General features: G+C 71.4%; 13 protein-coding genes and 1 pseudogene. 13 read left to right on the top strand and 1 reads right to left on the bottom strand.

The annotated features are described in order from the left end of the window. Positions 1 to 68: 68 nt before the first annotated feature. The 12 genes and pseudogenes from P3T35_RS22045 to P3T35_RS21990 all read left to right on the top strand — a co-directional run bounded on the left by P3T35_RS22045 (position 69) and on the right by P3T35_RS21990 (position 14,714). A complete protein-coding gene (locus tag P3T35_RS22045) occupies positions 69 to 1,562 on the top strand; it encodes a PLP-dependent aminotransferase family protein (RefSeq protein ID WP_280707372.1) in 1,494 nt (497 codons plus the stop codon). A gap of 332 nt (positions 1,563 to 1,894) precedes the next feature. Continuing rightward, positions 1,895 to 2,461, top strand: a complete 567-nt coding sequence (locus tag P3T35_RS22040) for a hypothetical protein (RefSeq protein ID WP_101383988.1) — start codon at positions 1,895 to 1,897, stop codon at positions 2,459 to 2,461. Between the two features lie 25 nt (positions 2,462 to 2,486). After that, positions 2,487 to 3,062: a hypothetical protein gene (locus P3T35_RS22035; RefSeq protein ID WP_280707369.1), complete on the top strand. Its 576-nt coding sequence runs from the start codon at positions 2,487 to 2,489 to the stop codon at positions 3,060 to 3,062. 179 nt (positions 3,063 to 3,241) lie between these two features. Beyond that, entirely contained in the window at positions 3,242 to 3,955 is a 714-nt protein-coding gene (locus tag P3T35_RS22030) for a hypothetical protein (protein WP_101383989.1), read from the top strand. Between the two features lie 146 nt (positions 3,956 to 4,101). Continuing rightward, positions 4,102 to 4,617, top strand: coding sequence for a hypothetical protein (locus tag P3T35_RS22025; RefSeq protein ID WP_101385505.1), 516 nt, complete (start codon positions 4,102 to 4,104; stop codon positions 4,615 to 4,617). Continuing rightward, entirely contained in the window at positions 4,617 to 6,017 is a 1,401-nt protein-coding gene (locus tag P3T35_RS22020) for a hypothetical protein (protein ID WP_101385504.1), read from the top strand. Before P3T35_RS22025 ends, P3T35_RS22020 begins: the two co-directional genes overlap by 1 nt. After that, positions 6,014 to 7,435 (top strand): VWA domain-containing protein, encoded by a 1,422-nt coding sequence (locus P3T35_RS22015; RefSeq protein ID WP_101383990.1) that lies wholly within the window; start codon positions 6,014 to 6,016, stop codon positions 7,433 to 7,435. Before P3T35_RS22020 ends, P3T35_RS22015 begins: the two co-directional genes overlap by 4 nt. 140 nt (positions 7,436 to 7,575) lie before the next feature. Continuing rightward, the gene (locus P3T35_RS22010) at positions 7,576 to 8,697 is read left to right on the top strand and encodes an AAA family ATPase (RefSeq protein ID WP_101383991.1); all 1,122 of its coding nucleotides are present in this window, start codon (positions 7,576 to 7,578) and stop codon (positions 8,695 to 8,697) included. Positions 8,698 to 8,727: 30 nt separating this feature from the next. Continuing rightward, positions 8,728 to 11,523 (top strand): DUF5682 family protein, encoded by a 2,796-nt coding sequence (locus P3T35_RS22005; protein ID WP_101383992.1) that lies wholly within the window; start codon positions 8,728 to 8,730, stop codon positions 11,521 to 11,523. A gap of 195 nt (positions 11,524 to 11,718) precedes the next feature. Further along, the gene (locus P3T35_RS22000) at positions 11,719 to 13,362 is read left to right on the top strand and encodes a multicopper oxidase family protein (RefSeq protein ID WP_180356765.1); all 1,644 of its coding nucleotides are present in this window, start codon (positions 11,719 to 11,721) and stop codon (positions 13,360 to 13,362) included. Positions 13,363 to 13,504: 142 nt separating this feature from the next. Beyond that, positions 13,505 to 13,768, top strand: a pseudogene (locus P3T35_RS21995) (helix-turn-helix transcriptional regulator); the annotation flags it as partial. Positions 13,769 to 13,859: 91 nt separating this feature from the next. Continuing rightward, positions 13,860 to 14,714, top strand: coding sequence for an alpha/beta fold hydrolase (locus P3T35_RS21990; protein WP_101385506.1), 855 nt, complete (start codon positions 13,860 to 13,862; stop codon positions 14,712 to 14,714). 16 nt (positions 14,715 to 14,730) lie between these two features. Here the strand turns inward: P3T35_RS21990 and P3T35_RS21985 are convergent, their stop codons facing one another. Next, on the bottom strand, positions 14,731 to 15,621 hold the full coding sequence (locus P3T35_RS21985; protein WP_101383995.1) for an oxidoreductase: 891 nt from the start codon (positions 15,619 to 15,621) through the stop codon (positions 14,731 to 14,733). A gap of 848 nt (positions 15,622 to 16,469) precedes the next feature. On the opposite strand from P3T35_RS21985, the gene P3T35_RS40430 reads away from it, so the two are divergent. Beyond that, positions 16,470 to 16,766 (top strand): hypothetical protein, encoded by a 297-nt coding sequence (locus tag P3T35_RS40430; protein ID WP_348533427.1) that lies wholly within the window; start codon positions 16,470 to 16,472, stop codon positions 16,764 to 16,766. Positions 16,767 to 16,922: the final 156 nt, after the last annotated feature.

Raw genomic sequence — 16,922 nt, 5'->3', positions numbered from 1 at the left:
GCTATGGCGCCTCGGTGGCTCGGTGCAATACTGACTTTGTACTCGGTGCAATCAGCCCAGGGGGATCCATGGACGACTACCGTGCCATCGCCGACGAGATCGCGGCCCAGATCGCCGGCGGCCGGCTGCGGCCCGGCGAACAGCTGCCCACCCAGCGCGCCTTCGCCCGCGCCCGACGGATCGCCAACTCGACCGCTGGCCGGGTCTACCGCGAGCTGGTGCGGCGCCACTTGGTGGTCGGCGAGGTCGGCCGCGGCACCTTCGTGCGTGCCGCGCCCGCCGGGGGCGGCAGCGTGCCCGCGCTGGCCGAGCCGGCCGCGGCCACGGTCGACCTGGAGCTCAACTACCCCGTGGTGCCTGAGCAGTCGGGGCTGCTCGCCGCCGGCCTGGCGCCGCTGCTGCGGGCGGACGCGCTGGAGGCCGCGCTCCGCCCGATCGGCGTGACCGGCACCCCCGCCGCCCGCCGGGCCTTCGCCCGGCTGGTCGCCTGGCCGGGGGCAGTCGGCGCGCCCGGGGTGGCCACTACGCCCGACGCAGCCACTGCGCGGACCCGATCCGGTGCGCCCACCCAGCCCGGAGCACCCACCCAACCCCCCGGCCCAGCAAGGTCCGCCGCCCACGCCCACCCCCCGCTGGCAGAACGCCCCGACGCACCCGCCTGGCACCCGTCCGACGACGCGGTGCTCTTCGCCGGCAGCGGCCGCCAGGTGATCGCCGCAGCCCTCGCCGCCCTGGTGCCCCCCGGGCAGCGGCTCGGTGTGGAGGCGCTCACCTACCCCGTGGTCAAGGCGGTCGCCCAGCGGCTCGGCATCACGCTGGTCCCGCTGCCCGTGGACCACCTCGGGCTGCGCCCCGAGGCCTTGACCACCGTCCACCGCGCCACCCCGCTGCGCGCGCTCTACCTCCAGCCGCGCCTGCAGAACCCGCTCGGCGGCACCCTCCCGGCCGAGCGCCGCCTGGCGCTGGCTGCCGAACTGCGCCGCCTGGAGCTGCCGGTGGTGGAGGACACGATCTGGGCCTTCCTGCATCCCGAGCAGCCGCCGTTCGCCGCGCTCGCACCGGAGCGCACCATCCTGGCCGACAGCCTGGCCAAGCGGCTGGCCCCCGGCCTGAGTGCCGGATTCGCGGTGGTACCCGACGAGTTGCGCGAACCGGTCAGCGCCGCGTTGCGCTCCGGCGGGTGGGGGCCCAGCGGCTTCGCCCTGGAGGCGGCGGTGCGCTGGATCGGGGACGGCACGGTGGCGGCGGTGGCTGCGGCGAAGCGCGCGGATGCGGTAGAGCGTCAACTGCTCGCCGGGCGGCTGCTGTCCGGCTTCCGGCTGCGGGCCGACCCGTGCTCGTACTACCTGTGGTGGGAGCTGCCGGCCCAGTGGCGCGCGGAGGCCTTCGTCGCGGCCGCCGCGCGCCAGGGCATCGCCGTGACACCCGCCGCGGCCTTCACCGTCGACCCGCGCAGCACGCCGGCCGCCGTGCGGGTCGGGCTCGCCTCGCCGCAGTTGCCGGTGCTGGCAGGGGCGTTGGAGACGCTGGCACGGATCGCGCGCGGCGGACCGGAGCAGTAGCCTCCCGGGACCCTCGGCGGGGAGGGAAGCCCCGGATCCCTCAGCGGGCACGAAACCCTGGGAGCTCCGGGGGTCCTGGAAGCCCCGACGGCCCCGGAAGTCCCGGATCCTCCGGAAGCCCTGGAAGCCTCGGATGACCCACAAGCCCACAAGCCCACAAGCCCCGGAACCCCCGCGAGCCCCTGGAGCAACAGAAGCCTCATAGATCGTCAGATTATCGTGTATTGGGAACATTACCGTCGGTTATCATTCCGTGAGTCCGCTGCACAACGGCCCTGCGCATGCGCTTGCATGGGTCCCGGCATCAGCAGTGGACCTCACCGGGGAGGGGTATGAACGAGGGCAACGGCACCGCGTCGGACGGCGCCCGCCTGCGCTTGACCTTCGAGGCGTTCGTTGACCTCAATGACCGGGTGTGGACGGGCTATGCCCGCACCCAGGTCGGCGACCACGGTGGCGCCGCCCGGCTGGTGGTCCAGGACATGGCCGAACACCTGCGGCAGAACTGGCAGTTGGCGCTGCGCCAGGAGGTGCCGGCGGCCTACGCCTGGCGGCTGCTCAAGGAGCACGTCGCAGCCTGGCTGGCCGCCCAGAGCCGTCCCGTGGTGGTCCAGACCGTCGCCCTGGACGCCGTTCTCGACCGGTTCTGCCGGCGCGCCCGGCTGGGGTCGGCCGACCTGCCCGACGAGCGGATCGCCTTGCTGGCGGCGATTCTCGAGCTGTCCGAGCGGCAACTCGATACCATGATCCTGACGTACTGCCTGGATCAGGACGACACCGCGACCGCCGGCTACCTCGGTACGCCGGCGGCCACCTTGCGTTCGCACCGTCGGCACGCCCGCCGCCGACTGGCCCGGGCGGTCGGCCGGCCCGAGCTCGCCGAGCTGGAGGACGAATGAGAGAGCAACGGGGAGCGGTGCACCCATGAGCGGCCGGCTGATGGCGCGGGTCACCGCCGCTCCTGCCCCGTACCCCTCCGAGCACGAGCAGGCCGGGCATGAGCTCGACCTCGCCATCGCCCTGGTGCTCAATGCGCCGCAGGCCGGCCGCTCGCTGGAGCGGTTGGTGAACAGCGACCGGATCCACCCCGAGGGCGCGCTGGTCTTCGCCTGCCTGCTCGCCGTCACCGGACGCCTCGACCCCGCCCAGTTCTGGTGGCAGTTCGCCGCCGGATCCGGCAGCCACACGGCCGCCAACCTGCTCCATCTGCACCACCTGCGCCTCGGCGAGCCGCGTGACGCCGCCTACTGGCGCGCTCAGGCCGAGCAGCTCGCCCAGGCCCCGCGCCGGACGGTGCACAGCCGCCTCGCCGGCCCCGCTCTGCTGCCGGACGAGGTGCGGCACGACCTTCTGGCCCGCTGTCACGAAGGCCTGGACGCCCGGCTGCCGACCGCCCTGGAAGCCGTGATCAACCGCCTGTGCGTCGCCGCCGACGACGAGGACTACGGTGAGATCCCGCAGCCCTCCACGGCGCTCAGCACCGACCTCGCGGCCGGCTGACGGCACATCCCCCAAACCGGTTGCCCGCTGCGAAGATAGCGACGCTATCCTATGACTGGCCGTAGCCCCCGTACTACAAGCTGACAAGAGGTCAGCAGGGGGCGGGGAACCGGGCGAGGCTGACGGCGCGTCACCCAGTGCGCCCATGGAAGCCGACCACTGCTAGGCGAGGGGGCCTCGTGTCGAACATCATCATGCTGCAGCTGACCAGGGAAGAAGCGGCTGTCGGCGCATACCGGACAATCAACACGGCGACCGGGCCGACCATGATCCATGTTCCGCCGGTGCAGGACGGCATGGTGATACGCGTGGCCACCGCCAACGGTGAGGAGGTGTACGCCCGGATCCAGATCGTCGGCGGCCAGCCGGGGGCGGCGCCGGCCAAGAGCAAGGCGCCGGTGATCGTCCTGGTGTCCGTCGCCGCGGTGGTGGCGGTCGGCGTGACCCTGGGCCTCACCCTCGGCCAGCACAACAGCCCGGTCTCCGACCCGACGGCCAACCCGGTCGTCACCCAGACCACCGACAGCGCCACCACTCCGGCGCCCTACGACTCCGCGACCGACAACCCCGCCCCGACCGACACCTACCAGCCGCCGGTCACCGACCCCACCTCGCCCTCCGAGAGCCCGTTCACCGACGGCTCCTGCCTCAACGGCACCCTGCCGGACTCCACCACGGCCCAGGCGGTGAGCGACGTCAACGTGGTCGACTGCGGTGCCTCGGACGCCCACTACAAGATCATCCAGACCTTCCCGTTCACCGACGACCTGCACCAGTGCGACAGCAACCCCCAGACCCAGTACGAGTTCTCCGAGACCAGGACCTGGGGCGGGGCCACGCTGATGTCCACCGTCTACTGCGTGGTGGGCCTGGGCTCCTACGCCCGCAGCTGACCGACCGCCGCATCAGCTGCCTTTGCATCGAGGGAGCTGCGCGCGACACACACCGGCCGACCGCCGTTGTCAGTGATCGCGAGTAGCTTCAGTGCATCCCGCCGGTCCGGCGCGGTAATCCCCCTCGGTGCAAAGGAGATGGTGTGTTGTCAGCCTGGGAGGAGTCGAGCACGGCGCGCGTGATCCCGCCCGCGCGCCCGCGCAAGCTCGCCAAGGTCCCGTTCGTCGAGCTGGCCGACGGGCGGCTGCAGGGCGTGGTGTCCAGCGGCTCGGACATCGAGCGGGTCTATGTCTCGTCGATCGCCGCCGGCAGCTACGCCTTCGCCTGCAGCACCAACAACAACCGCCCCTGCGGCGGCGCTCGCGGCTTCTTCTGCAACCACCTGCTGAGCCTGGTCGGCGAGGCCGTGCTGCAGTACGGCGCCGAGCGGGTGGCCCGCTACCTGCGAGTCGAGGTCGAGGTGGCCGACGGCGTGGCGGCGACCGCGGCCGACCTGGCCGGCGCGATGCGGGCCACCCGCCCCGAGCTCGTCGACCGCTCGGCCGCCGCACCGGTGTTCAGCCGTTTCCTGCGCCACTTGGCCTACTTGGAGCTGGCGCCCGGCACCACGCCGCTGCCCGAGCTGCAGTGGTTCCCGCCGAGCCGGGCGGCGGTGGCGTGATGCGAGTCGATCTGCTGACCGAGCCGGTCGACGGACTGGCCGAACTCCTCGCCGCCGTGGCCGCGTTCGACCAGGTGCTGGTCACCGGACTGCTGCGCCCGCACCCCGCGCAGGCCGCCGGGCTGGCCGAGTTGGCCGACGCGGTGGCCGGCTCGCCGCTGGCCGGCCGGGTCGCCGAGGCCGCCGAGAAGGCGGCGGCCGGTGCCGCGGGGGAGGAGCACTTCGTCGCCCTGGCCGCCGCCCGCACCGCGCTGCTCGGCGCCGCCCACGACGCGTTGGCCGCCCGGGCCGCCGAGGCCGTCGGCCGGACCGTCGGCCCCGCGCCGGACTTCAGCCCCGGCGAGCCGCAGGCGGCCAACCTGTCGGCCGCCGCCCGCTCCTGGCTCTGCGAGCTGGGCCGGGCCGGGTGGCAGGGCATCGACCACGAACTGGTCTCGGGTGCGGCACAGATCGTCTCCGCGATGCTGCCCGACCCGGGCCTGCGCCGACTGGCCGTGCTGCTCGACGGGTTCGCCGCCGAGCTCGCCGCCAGCTGCCCCGGCGCCACCCTTGAGCACATACCGCTGCGCCGCTGGGCCGACCTGTGGTCCCGGGCGCTGCTGCTCACCCAGCCCGGCGCCGGCGGCCCGGCCCCGACCGGCAGCGCCGCCGGCCGACTGCTGCCGCTCGGCGTCGACCTGCAGGAGCACGCGACCGCCGCACAGGCCCAGGTGCACGCGGTGCTGGAGCCGGCCGACGGCAGCCCGTCCCGCCTGGTGCGGGCGTCCGTCGCGGTGCCCAAGCCCGACACGGTGGTTGGCGCCGGCGTCTGGCAACTGCTGCGCCCGCACCTGTCGTTGCTGGCGGCGCTCGGCGAAGGCCGTTCGATGGAGATCACCGACCTGCCGATCACCGACGAAGGCGACCTGATCTGGAACGATGCGCAGGCCCGCGCCGGCGAGTCGGCCGACCCCTTCGCCACTGCCCGAGTCGCCCTGGCCGCCGCCCAGTTGCCGACCACCGCCCCGCTGGACCGGCACCCGGTGCGGATCGCGATCCCGCTACTGCTGGAGGGCTACCGAACCGAGGGCGACGGGGACGCCGTGGCGTTCACCCTGGCCGGGGCCCCAGGCTGGGTGAGGATCGCCGTCGACACCGACCGGATCCCGAGCGCCGGCCCGCTGACCCCGGCCGCGGTGGCCGCGTCCACCGCCTGCATCGGCCTGCTCCGCTGGGACGCCGGGGAGTTCACGGTGCAGCCGCTGGCCGTCGAGACCACCGTGCGCAAGAAGACCGTGGCCGTGCACTCCGGTGCCTGGGCCGGCGGCACCACCGACAAGCTGGGCGCCAAGGGCGAGAAGGCCGCCACCGAGGCGGTCGCGGTGCTGCGTGAGCGAGCGGGCAGGTTGCTGCGGAAATGACCGAATCCATCGACGAACTGACGGCCAGTCAAAGAAATAGTCAGGACAACAGTCAGGAGAACCGGCGCCAGGCGCTCTACTGGCGACTGCTGGCCCGGCTCTTCGACCCCGAGGAGCAGCCCAGCCTGGAGTCCGCGAGCCTCGCCGTGGTCGAGGACATCGGCCTGCCGGCGGGCCTGCTGGACCCGGGCACCTCGGTCGACTCCATCGTGCAGCGCCACCCGGCGCTGGCCGAGGAGTTCGACGGCCTGATGGCGCCGGAGCCGCTCGGCGACAGTGAGCGCGACCGGGCCGCCGACGTGCGCCGCGCAGCGCTGGCCGCCAAGGTGCTGCTCAACGTCTTCGCCACCGGCTCCGGCACGGTCAGCGCCAAGCAGCTCTCCCGCTGGCAGTCCGACGCCGGCTGGCTGGAGAAGGCACTCGGCTGCCGCCCCGGTGAGCTGCGCGGTGGCAAGGGCAGCGGTGGCAAGGGCAGTGGCGGCAAGGGCAGTGGCGGCAGAACCCCCGACCTGGGCACCCTGATCCCGGCGATCGGCCCGCAGCTGGGCGAGCTCGAAGCCGACCTGGTGAAGCGCATGCGGCTGCGCGAAGTGCTAGCCAACCCCACGCTGGCCGCCCAGTTGACCCCGAGCATGTCGCTGATCGAGCAGCTGCTGCGCGACAAGCACAACCTCTCCGGGGTGGCGCTGGCCAACGCCAAGTCGTTGATCCGGCGGTTCGTGGACGAGGTCGCCGAAGTGCTGCGCACCCAGGTGGCCAAGGCCACGGTCGGCGAGCTGGACCGCTCGGTGCCGCCCAAGCGGGTGTTCCGCAACCTGGACCTCGACCGCACCATCTGGAAGAACCTCACCAACTGGAGCCCGGAGGAGGAGCGGCTCTACGTCGACCGCCTCTACTACCGGCACACCGTCCGCAAGACCACGCCGAACCGGCTGATCGTGGTGGTGGACCAATCCGGCTCGATGGTCGACTCGATGGTCAACTGCACCATCCTGGCCTCGATCTTCGCCGGCCTGCCCAAGGTGGACGTGCACCTGATCGCCTACGACACCCGCGCCATCGACCTGACCCCCTGGGTGAACGACCCGTTCGAGACGCTGCTGCGCACCAACCTCGGTGGCGGCAACGACGGGCCCATCGCGATGGCGATGGCCCGCCCGAAGATCGCCGAGCCGAAGAACACCGTGATGGTGTGGATCTCGGACTTCTACGAATTCGACCGCTCCCAGCCGCTGTTCGAGGGTATCGAGGCGGTGCACCGCTCGGGAGTGAAGTTCATCCCGGTCGGGTCGGTGACCAGCTCCGGCCGCCAGGAGGTCAACCCCTGGTTCCGGGAGCGGTTCAAGGCCCTGGGCACGCCGGTGATCTCCGGCCACATCAGCAAGCTCGTGAACGAGCTCAAGACCTTCCTCGCCTGATCGGCGACCATCACCCGACCCTCCTCGCCTGATCGGCGACCATCACCCGACCCTCCTCGCCTGATCGGCGACCATCACCCGCCCCTCCTCGCCTGATCGGCGAGTGTCACCCAACCTTCGTGCAAGAAAGGCCCTTTCGCATGTCCGACCTGCTCCGCGCCCCCGCCGAGACCAAGTACGCCGAGGAGCTCGCCTGGCTGGAGTCGATCGACACCGGCCCCAAGCCGTTCTCCTGGCGCCTCTCGCCGAAGATGATCCGCCTGTTCATCCTCGGCTCCGAGCGCGCCGACGGCCTGGACCGGCAGATCGACCAGAAGTGGTTCGGCGACCGCAGCCTGGTGGAGCGGGCCATCGTCACCCTGGCCTCGGACCGCGGCCTGCTGCTGATCGGCGACCCCGGCACCGGCAAGAGCTGGCTGGCCGAGCTGCTGGCCGCCGCGATCTGCCGCAACTCCACCCTGGTGGTGCAGGGCACCGCCGGCACCACCGAGGACCACATCAAGTACTCCTGGAACGTCTCCATGGTGATCGCCAAGGGGCAGTCCCGGGAGTCGATGATCCCCTCGCCGATCATGACGGCCATGGAGTCCGGCGCGATCGGCCGGTTCGAGGAGCTCACCCGCTCCACCAGCGACGTGCAGGACGCGCTGATCTCGATCCTCTCCGAGAAGTACATCTCGGTGCCCGAACTCGACAGCGACAACAGCGACAACATCGTGTTCGCCAAGCCCGGCTTCTCGGTCATCGCCACCGCCAACAGCCGCGACCGCGGTGTCAACGACCTCTCCTCCGCGCTCAAGCGCCGGTTCAACTTCGTGCGCATCCCGGTGGTGACCAACAAGCGCAGCGAGGCGGAGATCGTCCGGTTCCGCACCGAGGAACTGCTGCGCCGCCACCAGATCGAGCTGGACGTGCCGCCGAACCTGCTGGACGTGCTGCTGCAGAGCTTCGCCGACCTGCGGGAAGCCGCCAACTCGGCCGGCAGCGACGACGAGAAGCTGGAGTCCTCGCTCTCCACCGCCGAGCAGATCGGCGTGCTGGAGGACGCCATCCTGCACAGCAACTTCTTCGGCGACCGCGCCCTGAGCGCCCGCACCCTCGCCTCCTCGCTGGTCGGCTCGCTGGCCCGGCGCGAGCCGGAGGACCTGGCGATCCTCAACAAGTACCTGCACGGCGTCGTCGAGCCGCGCAGCAAGGAAGCGGGCGGCGACTGGCCGGAGTTCCTGGAGGGCGGCCGCGACACCATCGCCACCCTGTCCTGAACCATCGTGCGTGAGGAGGGATTTCACCAGATGAGCAGCAGTCACGAGGGGACCTTCGACGCGCTGCGCTCGCAGCTGCGGGAGGCGGCCGCGAGCTTCGCCGACGGCCCTGACGCCCTGCAGGGCATCCTGCTCGGCATCGTGGACGACGTCGACCGGGCGGTGGGGGAGCCGCTGGAGATCTTCCCGGTCTGCCACCACTCGCCGGCCTCGGCGACCGCGATGGCCCGCCGACTGCGCGAGAAGCAGCCCAAGGTGGTCTACCTGGAGCTGTGCGAGGACATGGCGCCGCTGCTGACCGAACTGCGCAACTGCCGACTCCCGGTGGCGGTGCAGGCGTTCGCCAGCGAGGTCAAGGGCTTCCCGGCCGACTGGGCGCCGCTCTCGGTGGTCGCGCCGATCACCGAGGCCTCCGCCGAATACCAGGCGATCGCCTATGCGTTGGACACCCCGGGTGTCGAACTCGTGCTGGTGGACCGCTCCTCGGACCACGTCTTCCAGTGGCAGGACGCCGCCGAGCCGGAGCCGATCGACGCCGATGCCGAGGCGCTGACGGCCGGCGAGGTCGCCCTGCACGGCGACGCGGTCGGCGTGGAGATCGGCGACCTGCGGCCCCGGTTCGCCGAGTTGGAGGAGCACCTGCTGCGCCACGGCCGGGTGCGGCACTGGTCGGAGTGGTGGCACCAGTACGTCGAACTGCCGCTCGGTGACGCCGATCACGACACCTACCGGCAGGTCATGCTGCTGATCGGCAGCCTGTTCCGGCGGCTCGCCCCCGGTGACCCGCACCGGGTGCGGGTGGACGAGGACCGCGAGCGCTACATGTGGACCAGGATGCGCCGGCACCTCGCCGCCAGCGGCGCCGACCCCGCGGACTGCCTCTATGTCTGCGGCGCGTTCCACGCGGCCAGCCGGGTCGCCGAGTTCGGTGTGCACGGCAGCGACGGCTTCGAGATCAGCCCGCGCACCGACACGGTCTGGCAGCACGGCCTGATCCCGTCCAGCCATGCGGCGATCGAGGCGCAGTTCGGCCTGGCCGGCGGCTCGGTGTCGATCGCGGCGACGCTCTGGGCGAAGAACCTCAAGCGCACCGGAGTGCAGCCGTTCCAACTCGCCGGCCAGGCAGGGGCCAAGAAGCGCGGCAAGGCGGGTGCGAAGGCGGCGGCCGTCCCTGCGCCGGCCGCCGCCCCCGCCGACCAGCTCTCCGGATTCCTGCGGCGGCCGCCCGTGCTGGACCGCCTGGACGAGGACGAACTGCTCGGCTGGTCCGTGGAGATCGTGCGCGCCGCCCGCCGCAACGGCTACCTGGCGTCCACCGCCGACGCCATCGCGGTCTTCGAAACCTCCATCCTGCTGGCCGGGTTGCGGGACCGGGCCAAGCCCACCCCGTACGACTTCCTGGACGCGGCGGTCACCTGCATCGAGAAGGACGCCGTCCCTGGCCGGCGCGACGTCCGGCGCCTGGTCGAGATCATGATGGGCGGCGACCGGATCGGCCAGGTCGGCTACGACGCGCTGCCGCCGCTGGCCCGCGACGTCCACGACCGGCTCGCCGCGCTCGGGCTGAAGCTCGAACAGCGCGGTGTGCAGCGGGCGTTGCTCGACATCGCCGGGCAGCCGCAGCTGGCGGGCTGCTCGGACGTGCTGTGGATGCTGCGCTCGCTGCTGCCCGGCGGCGCGGTCCGCCCGATCATGGGTGAGCGGGGACTCGGCGGGCCGCCGCCGCTCCAGGAGTCCTGGGACCTCGCTCTGGGCACGCACCAGCGGGAGTTGATCCAGCTCGGCTACGAGGGCGTCAGCATCGAGCAGGTGCTCGAGCAGCGGCTGCGGCGCAGGGCCGGCCACCCGCAGGCCACCGCGGCCACCGTGCTCGGCACCGTCGAGGACGCGCTGCGCTACCTGCGGAGCAACCGGCTCGCCCAGGAGTTGGGCACGCGGGCGCTGGACGTCCTGGTGACCGAGCGCGGCGTGGACGGCGCGCCGGAGGTGCTGCGTCTGGTGCGCACCCTGCTGGCGCACTACCGCACCGCCGAGCCGGTGCTGCCGGGTTGGCTGGAGTCCTTCGTCAAGACCGGTTACGCGCACTACTGCACCAGGCTGCCGATGGCCTTCACCGACGAGGACGCGACCGTCCGCCAGGTCGGCGCGATGCTGGGCTTCCTGTTCAGCATGGAGGGGCTGGCGCTGTCGCTGGGCTGCGACCGGACCCAACTGGAGCTGGCCGTCGCCCAGTCGCACCCCACCGACCAGGCGAAGACGGCGCTGCTCTGGGCAGGACAGGTGCAACTCGGTGCGCTGACCCGGCAGGAGCTTCGTGGGCGCTGCGACGCGCTGCTGGCCAACCCGCTGGTGCTGCCCGCCTATCCGCGCTACCTCAGCGGTTTCCTGCACGCCCTGGAGCCGGTCCCGAACCTCACCGACTTCGTGGTGGAGGCGGTGTCCAACGCGTTCGGCCGACTGCCCGACCCGGTGCTGCTGCCCTGGCTGCCGACCCTTATCACCACTTTGCGCGGTGACGGCGCCGAGCTGGCGCCGCTGCTGATCCGGGAGGCCGGGCGGATCTTCCCCGGTCGGCTTGAGGTGCTGGACAGCTGGGTGCCGCCGTGGCTGGCGCAGCCCGCTGCCGCACCGCTGCGTCGCCCGGGTGGCGGGCCGCGCGGTCTGGCGCTGCTGGCCGCTCACCCGGCGGCGTGCGATGCGGCGGCGCAGCTGCTGGGCTGCGAGGGGGTGTGGCTCTCGGTGGTTGACGAACCGTCAGGTGCCGTACTGCTGGGCGAGTTTCCGCAGACCGCGGTCGCGCTCGGCCGACTGCTGACCGCCCGGTGAACACCGCCGCCCGTCGCCCTGCTTCCGGGGCGGCGGGCGGTGTGCTGCCGGCCGGCTTTCGACGCAGCAGGCCGATGGCAAGTCCCTGCACGCACTACCTGACGTCAACCCTTGTTAACCCGAACGGAATTCACCAACGTTGGGAGCGGCCGAACAGCTCATCGACCCCTCTGGAGCACTCCCGTCATGCCTCCGATGTCCGACGACACCGTGGCGGCCGCCGAAGCGCATCGGCAGCAGACCCGCCGCACTCGCCGCTTACTCCACGCCATGACCGCGGTCGCCCTGCTGATAACGGCGGCGGTCGGCACCGCGGCGATGGCGGACACGCCGCCGGACCCGCACCCGTCGACCGCCGACCAGGAGCAGGGCATGCACCCCGGTCGGCCGTTCCACGACCCGGCCGACGCCGACACCGCGGGCAGCCAGGACCTCAACATCACCCTGGGCGCGGCCGACACCCGGTTCGAGGTCGGCGGCCGCAAGGTCTACGGCCAGTCGTACAACGGCTCGTTCGTGGCGCCGACCATCCGCATGACGCCGGGCTCGACCGTCACCATCAAGCTGGTCAACCACCTGAGCGTGGCCACCAACCTGCACTTCCACGGGCTGCACGTCTCCCCGGAGGGCCAGTCGGACGACCCGTTCCTCTGCGTGGCCCCCGGCGCCGAGACCACCTACCAGCTGGCGATCCCCGCCAACCACCCGCAGGGCACCTTCTGGTACCACTCGCACGCCATGGGCAAGACCTGCCCGCCGCCCGGGAGTACGGACGGCATGGACGGCATGGACGGCATGTCGGACACCCCCGACCCGTCCGCCACGCCCAGCGCGCCCAGCTCGCCCGGCACCGGCTTCACGCCCGGCGACGTGATGAACCAGGTGTTCGCCGGTCTGTCCGGTGCGATCATCGTCGGCGACGACCGCACCCTGCTGCCCCGCGACCTGCGCTACACCACCACGCACACCATGGTGCTGAAGGACGTCCAACTCGACTCCACCGGCCACATCGTGCAGGGCTTCATCAACTCCAAGGCCCCGACCGTCCGGCTGGTCAACGGCCAGCTGCGGCCGGTGCTGACCATGAAGCCCAATGAGACCCAACTGTGGCGGCTGGTCAACGCGGGAGCCAATATCTCCTACCAACTCCAGCTGGACGGCTACCAGTTCACCGTGGTCGGCGAGGACGGCGTGCCGGTCAACCAGGTGAGCACCCCGGACCGGCTGCTGCTGCCGCCGGGCAAGCGCTATGACGTGCTGGTCACCGCGAGCGACCACCCCGGCACGGCGACCCTGCGCAACGTCGCCTTCAACACCGGTCCGATCGGCGACAACTACCCGGACGTACCGCTCGCCACGATCAAGGTGGCCGGCCACCCGGTGCCCAAGAAGTCCACCGTCTCCGGCAGCATCCCGACCGCGCCGGCCGACCTCTCGGCGGTGCCGGTCGCGCAGCACCGCACCGTGGACTTCACCCAGAGCTCGGACAACATGAGCTACTACATCAACGGCAAGCAGTTCGCGATGGACTCGCCGGCCTTCGACACCCCCGCCAAGGTGGGCACCGTCGAGGAGTGGACGATCGTCAACCACACCGGCGTCGACCACCCGTTCCACCTGCACACCAACGCCTTCCAGGTGGTCTCGGTCAACGGGGTGCCGCAGCCGTACACTGCCCGGGACGACACCGTGCCCGTGCCGCACGAAGTCAACGGGGTGCCCGGCCAGATCGTCATCCGGGTCGACTTCGCCGACTTCCCGGGCAAGTGGATGTTCCACTGCCACATCGCCGCGCACGAGGACTTCGGGATGATGAGCTACATCAACGTCGTGCCGTAGGACCGTTCCGCACTGAGCACTCCGAGAAGCCGCGCCCGCCGGGCGCGGCTTTCCCGCGTTCGGCCGCAGCGGCACAGGCCTTCCCAGCGGCCTCCCATCGGTTCCCCAGCGGCCGGCGCAGCGCCGCACCGGCACCGCGGCGGTGCCGGCCGAGCTGCGGCGCCAGGGCCTGACGGTTCGCGAGTACGAGGTGTTCCTCCTGCTGCTCCATCGGCTCGGCAACCAGGAGATCGCGCAGCGCCTGTTCATCTCGCCCCGCACGGTCGAGAAGCACGTGGCCAGCCTGCTCGCCAAGACCGGCCGACCGCACCGGGCCGCGCTGTGCGACCACGCGGCGGAAGTGCTCAGGCTGCTGGAACCCGTTCCGGTACCGAACCACCCCATCGGCTTCTCGACCACGAGCTGAGCCCGACTCGTGCCAATGGAGTTCGCTCACCCTTGGACCTGACTGCGACCTGATGGCCCGTCAACCTCAAGAAGTGGGTATGGTCCGCCACATGACGACCGAGTTCGACATCCGGCTGACCGACGGCCGCACCCTGCACGTGTACGACCACTCCCCGGCCGGCGACACCGAGCGCGGTGCCGAGCCGCTGCCCGTGCTGTGGCACCACGGCACCCCCAGCATCGGCCTGCCCCCGCAACCGCTGTTCGCGGCCGCACGACGGCACGGCATCCGCTGGATCTCCTACGACCGCCCCGGATACGGCGGTTCGACGCCCGCCGCCGGGCGCGACCTGGCCGCCGCTGCCGCCGACACCGCCGCGGTGGCGGACGCGCTGGGGATCACGCGGTTCGGCGTGCTCGGCGCCTCCGGCGGCGCCAACCACGCGCTGGCCTGCGCCGCACTGCTGCCGGACCGGGTGGCCGGTGTGGTGAGCGTGGCAGGCCTGGCCCCGTACGGCGTGCCCGGGTTGGACTGGTTCGCGGGCATGTACCCCGGCGGCAAGGCCGAGCTCCGCGCCGCCGTCGCCGACCGCGCGGAACTCGCCGCCGAGCTCGCCTCGTCCGACTTCGACCCCGAGATGTTCACCCCGCAGGACCACGCGGCGCTCCAGGGCGACTGGTCCTGGCTCGGCGACGTCGCCCAGCGCGGCACCGCATCCGGCCTGGACGGCATCCTGGACGACGACCTCGCCTATGTCGCGCCCTGGGGCTTCGACCCCGGGCGGATCACCGTCCCGGTACTGCTCCTGCACGGCGGCGCCGACCGCGTCGTCCCCGCAGGCCACGGCGAATGGCTAGCCCGCGCCATCCCCGGCGCCGAACTGCGCCGCCACCCGGCGGACGGCCACCTGTCCATCCTCAACGCCGCGGCCTGCGCGCTGTCCTGGCTCCGCATCCGGGGATAGCGTCCGCCCTGCCCGGTCAGCCGAGCCGCGCCAGCTCCTCGCCCGTCAAGCGGAGCGCGCCGGCCGCGACGTTCTCCTCCAGGTGCGCCGGGTTGCCGGTGCCCGGGATCGCCAGCACGTTCGGGCCTTGGTGCAGCGTCCACGCCAGTCGCACCTGGGCCGGCGAAACCCCGTGCGCCGCCGCGACCTCGGCGATCCGCTCATCCTCGCCCGTCCTGGCCGCCGCGCCCTGCTCGCGGGTCTCCCCGGCGATCGCGAAGAACGGCACGAAGGCGATGCCCTGCTCACCGCACCGCGCCAGCACCTCGTCGTGCTCCTGGAGCCCGAGCCCGAACTTGTTCTGCACGCACACCACCGGCGCGATCGCCTGCGCCTCGGCCAGGTGGTCGACCGTCACATTGGACACCCCCAGGTGCCGGATCAGCCCGGCCTCGCGCAACTCGGCCAGCGCCCCGAAGTGTTCGGCGACCGAGGACATCGAGGGCATCCGGCGCAGGTTCACCACATCCAGGTGGTCCCGCCCGAGCTGCCGCAGGTTCTCCTCCACCTGCCCGCGCAACTGCTCCGGCCGCGCGGTCTCCCACTCCCCGGACGGATCCCGCCCCGGCCCCACCTTGGTCACGATCACCAACTCGTCGGAGTACGGTGCCAGCGCCGTGTTGATCAGCTCGTTCGCCGACCGCAGCCGGGAGAAGTAGAACGCGGCGGTGTCAATGTGGTTGACCCCCAACTCCACCGCCCGCCGCAACACCTTGATCGACGTCTCCCGATCACTCGGCGTCCCGAGGTCGAACGCCGCACTCCCGGTCAGCCGCATCGCCCCGAACCCGAGTCGGTTGACGGTCAGATCGCCGAGTCGCCAACTGCCGGCGGCGGATGCGTCGATGGTCGCCTTCGTGCTGCTCATGTCCTGCTCTCCCTGCTCACTCATGGTTCCGCTGCGGAACGCATCATGGGGTCCCGATCACCATGGCGAGAAGGGCTCGCCTGATCGGGAAATGTCACACCTGGAATGGGAACCCGGCACCGGCCGTGGGTCGTTTGGTCTGGTGTAAGTCACCGCGGAAACCAACGCCGCGCGGACGGGCCCGGAGGCGCGCCGACGAACGCTCAAGTCGCCCCGGTTTCATATACACCATCGGGCCCGCACCAGCGACTTGAACCGCCCGACACCGCAATGCCCCAGCCAGAACACACCGGCTGACGGATCAGCCAGGCCGACCGTCGATCCGTCATGAGGAACCAGGCTGTGCAAACGGTCGGGGCCGGCGCGAGCGGGGGCGCGGTGGACGCGGCCAGGACAGCCCAACGCCACCGCGCTCAACCTCAGCACCGACGGCCCCCGTTCGCTTACTCGGCTCACGCTCCGCCGGGCCGATCACCGCCCAAACCCGTTTGCCGATGCCATCACGAGGGCCATAGCCCCAGTCCAGCGAAAGAAGATCAACTCACCGAACTGACCACCTGCCGGGCGTCCGTGGAGCACTGCATTGGTGACCACGACGCGCGTATGAGTCCGCGCCAGCTGGCGACCCGGGTGGGGTCACGCTGAAGACCGTGGAACGCTGGGCAGCAGATGAGGCACTTCTGCCGCACCCAAGGAACCGCACAGACGCAAGCCAATCGCTAGGGGTGAGTGAAGCCATGCTATGGCCGAGTATCGTCCGATCAACAGTCAAGATTGGCGCGGATCGAGAGATCATTGCTGTCTACCCCTACCGATCAGCGTGCCCGACCTCCACCTGGGCCCAACTGGTGGCCGACACGAAAGCTGACCTCCTGTTGTCCGGGTTTACGAACTACTTCCTCTGGTTGGAGCAACCTGACTTCGCCGCGACGCTCCGTGCCAAGGCAGAGTCCGGGTGCCGGGTCCGGTTCCTGGTCGGCGACCCGAACGGAGCGACCACCCGTGCAAGGGAGTCGATCGAGGACACGTCCCTCACCGTCTCCACGCGGATCCGGATGACGCTGGAGAACCTCGCCAAGTTGCGGGAAGTTCCGGGAATCGAAGCGCGGTTCAGTGCTGCGCGGAAGACGCCACCAACCATGTGAGCCTTTCCGTCTTCCGGTTCGACGGTGACGCCCTCGTGACACCTCACTTGGCGCGATTGGTCGGCCATGACTCGCCGATGATGCACCTCCGTCGGCGCGAACCCAGCGGAATGTTCGACCGTTTCGTTGAGCACGCTGAAGAGCTCTGGGGGCGGG

Origin of the sequence: Kitasatospora sp. GP30, from assembly GCF_029892145.1 — a bacterium.
In the GTDB taxonomy this organism is placed as follows: Bacteria; Actinomycetota; Actinomycetes; order Streptomycetales; family Streptomycetaceae; genus Kitasatospora; species Kitasatospora acidiphila.
This window is presented reverse-complemented; position numbering and strand designations above follow the sequence as displayed.

What these genes read in the sequence shown, in the direction of transcription:
- P3T35_RS22000 (WP_180356765.1), top strand. Translation starts at nt 11,719, where the DNA reads ATGTCCGACGACACCGTGGCGGCCGCCGAAGCGCATCGGCAGCAGACC.
- P3T35_RS22045 (WP_280707372.1), top strand. Translation starts at nt 69, where the DNA reads ATGGACGACTACCGTGCCATCGCCGACGAGATCGCGGCCCAGATCGCC.
- P3T35_RS22035 (WP_280707369.1), top strand. Translation starts at nt 2,487, where the DNA reads ATGAGCGGCCGGCTGATGGCGCGGGTCACCGCCGCTCCTGCCCCGTAC.
- P3T35_RS21990 (WP_101385506.1), top strand. Translation starts at nt 13,860, where the DNA reads ATGACGACCGAGTTCGACATCCGGCTGACCGACGGCCGCACCCTGCAC.
- P3T35_RS22020 (WP_101385504.1), top strand. Translation starts at nt 4,617, where the DNA reads ATGCGAGTCGATCTGCTGACCGAGCCGGTCGACGGACTGGCCGAACTC.
- P3T35_RS22005 (WP_101383992.1), top strand. Translation starts at nt 8,728, where the DNA reads ATGAGCAGCAGTCACGAGGGGACCTTCGACGCGCTGCGCTCGCAGCTG.
- P3T35_RS21985 (WP_101383995.1), bottom strand. Translation starts at nt 15,621, where the DNA reads ATGAGCAGCACGAAGGCGACCATCGACGCATCCGCCGCCGGCAGTTGG.
- P3T35_RS22040 (WP_101383988.1), top strand. Translation starts at nt 1,895, where the DNA reads ATGAACGAGGGCAACGGCACCGCGTCGGACGGCGCCCGCCTGCGCTTG.
- P3T35_RS22015 (WP_101383990.1), top strand. Translation starts at nt 6,014, where the DNA reads ATGACCGAATCCATCGACGAACTGACGGCCAGTCAAAGAAATAGTCAG.
- P3T35_RS22010 (WP_101383991.1), top strand. Translation starts at nt 7,576, where the DNA reads ATGTCCGACCTGCTCCGCGCCCCCGCCGAGACCAAGTACGCCGAGGAG.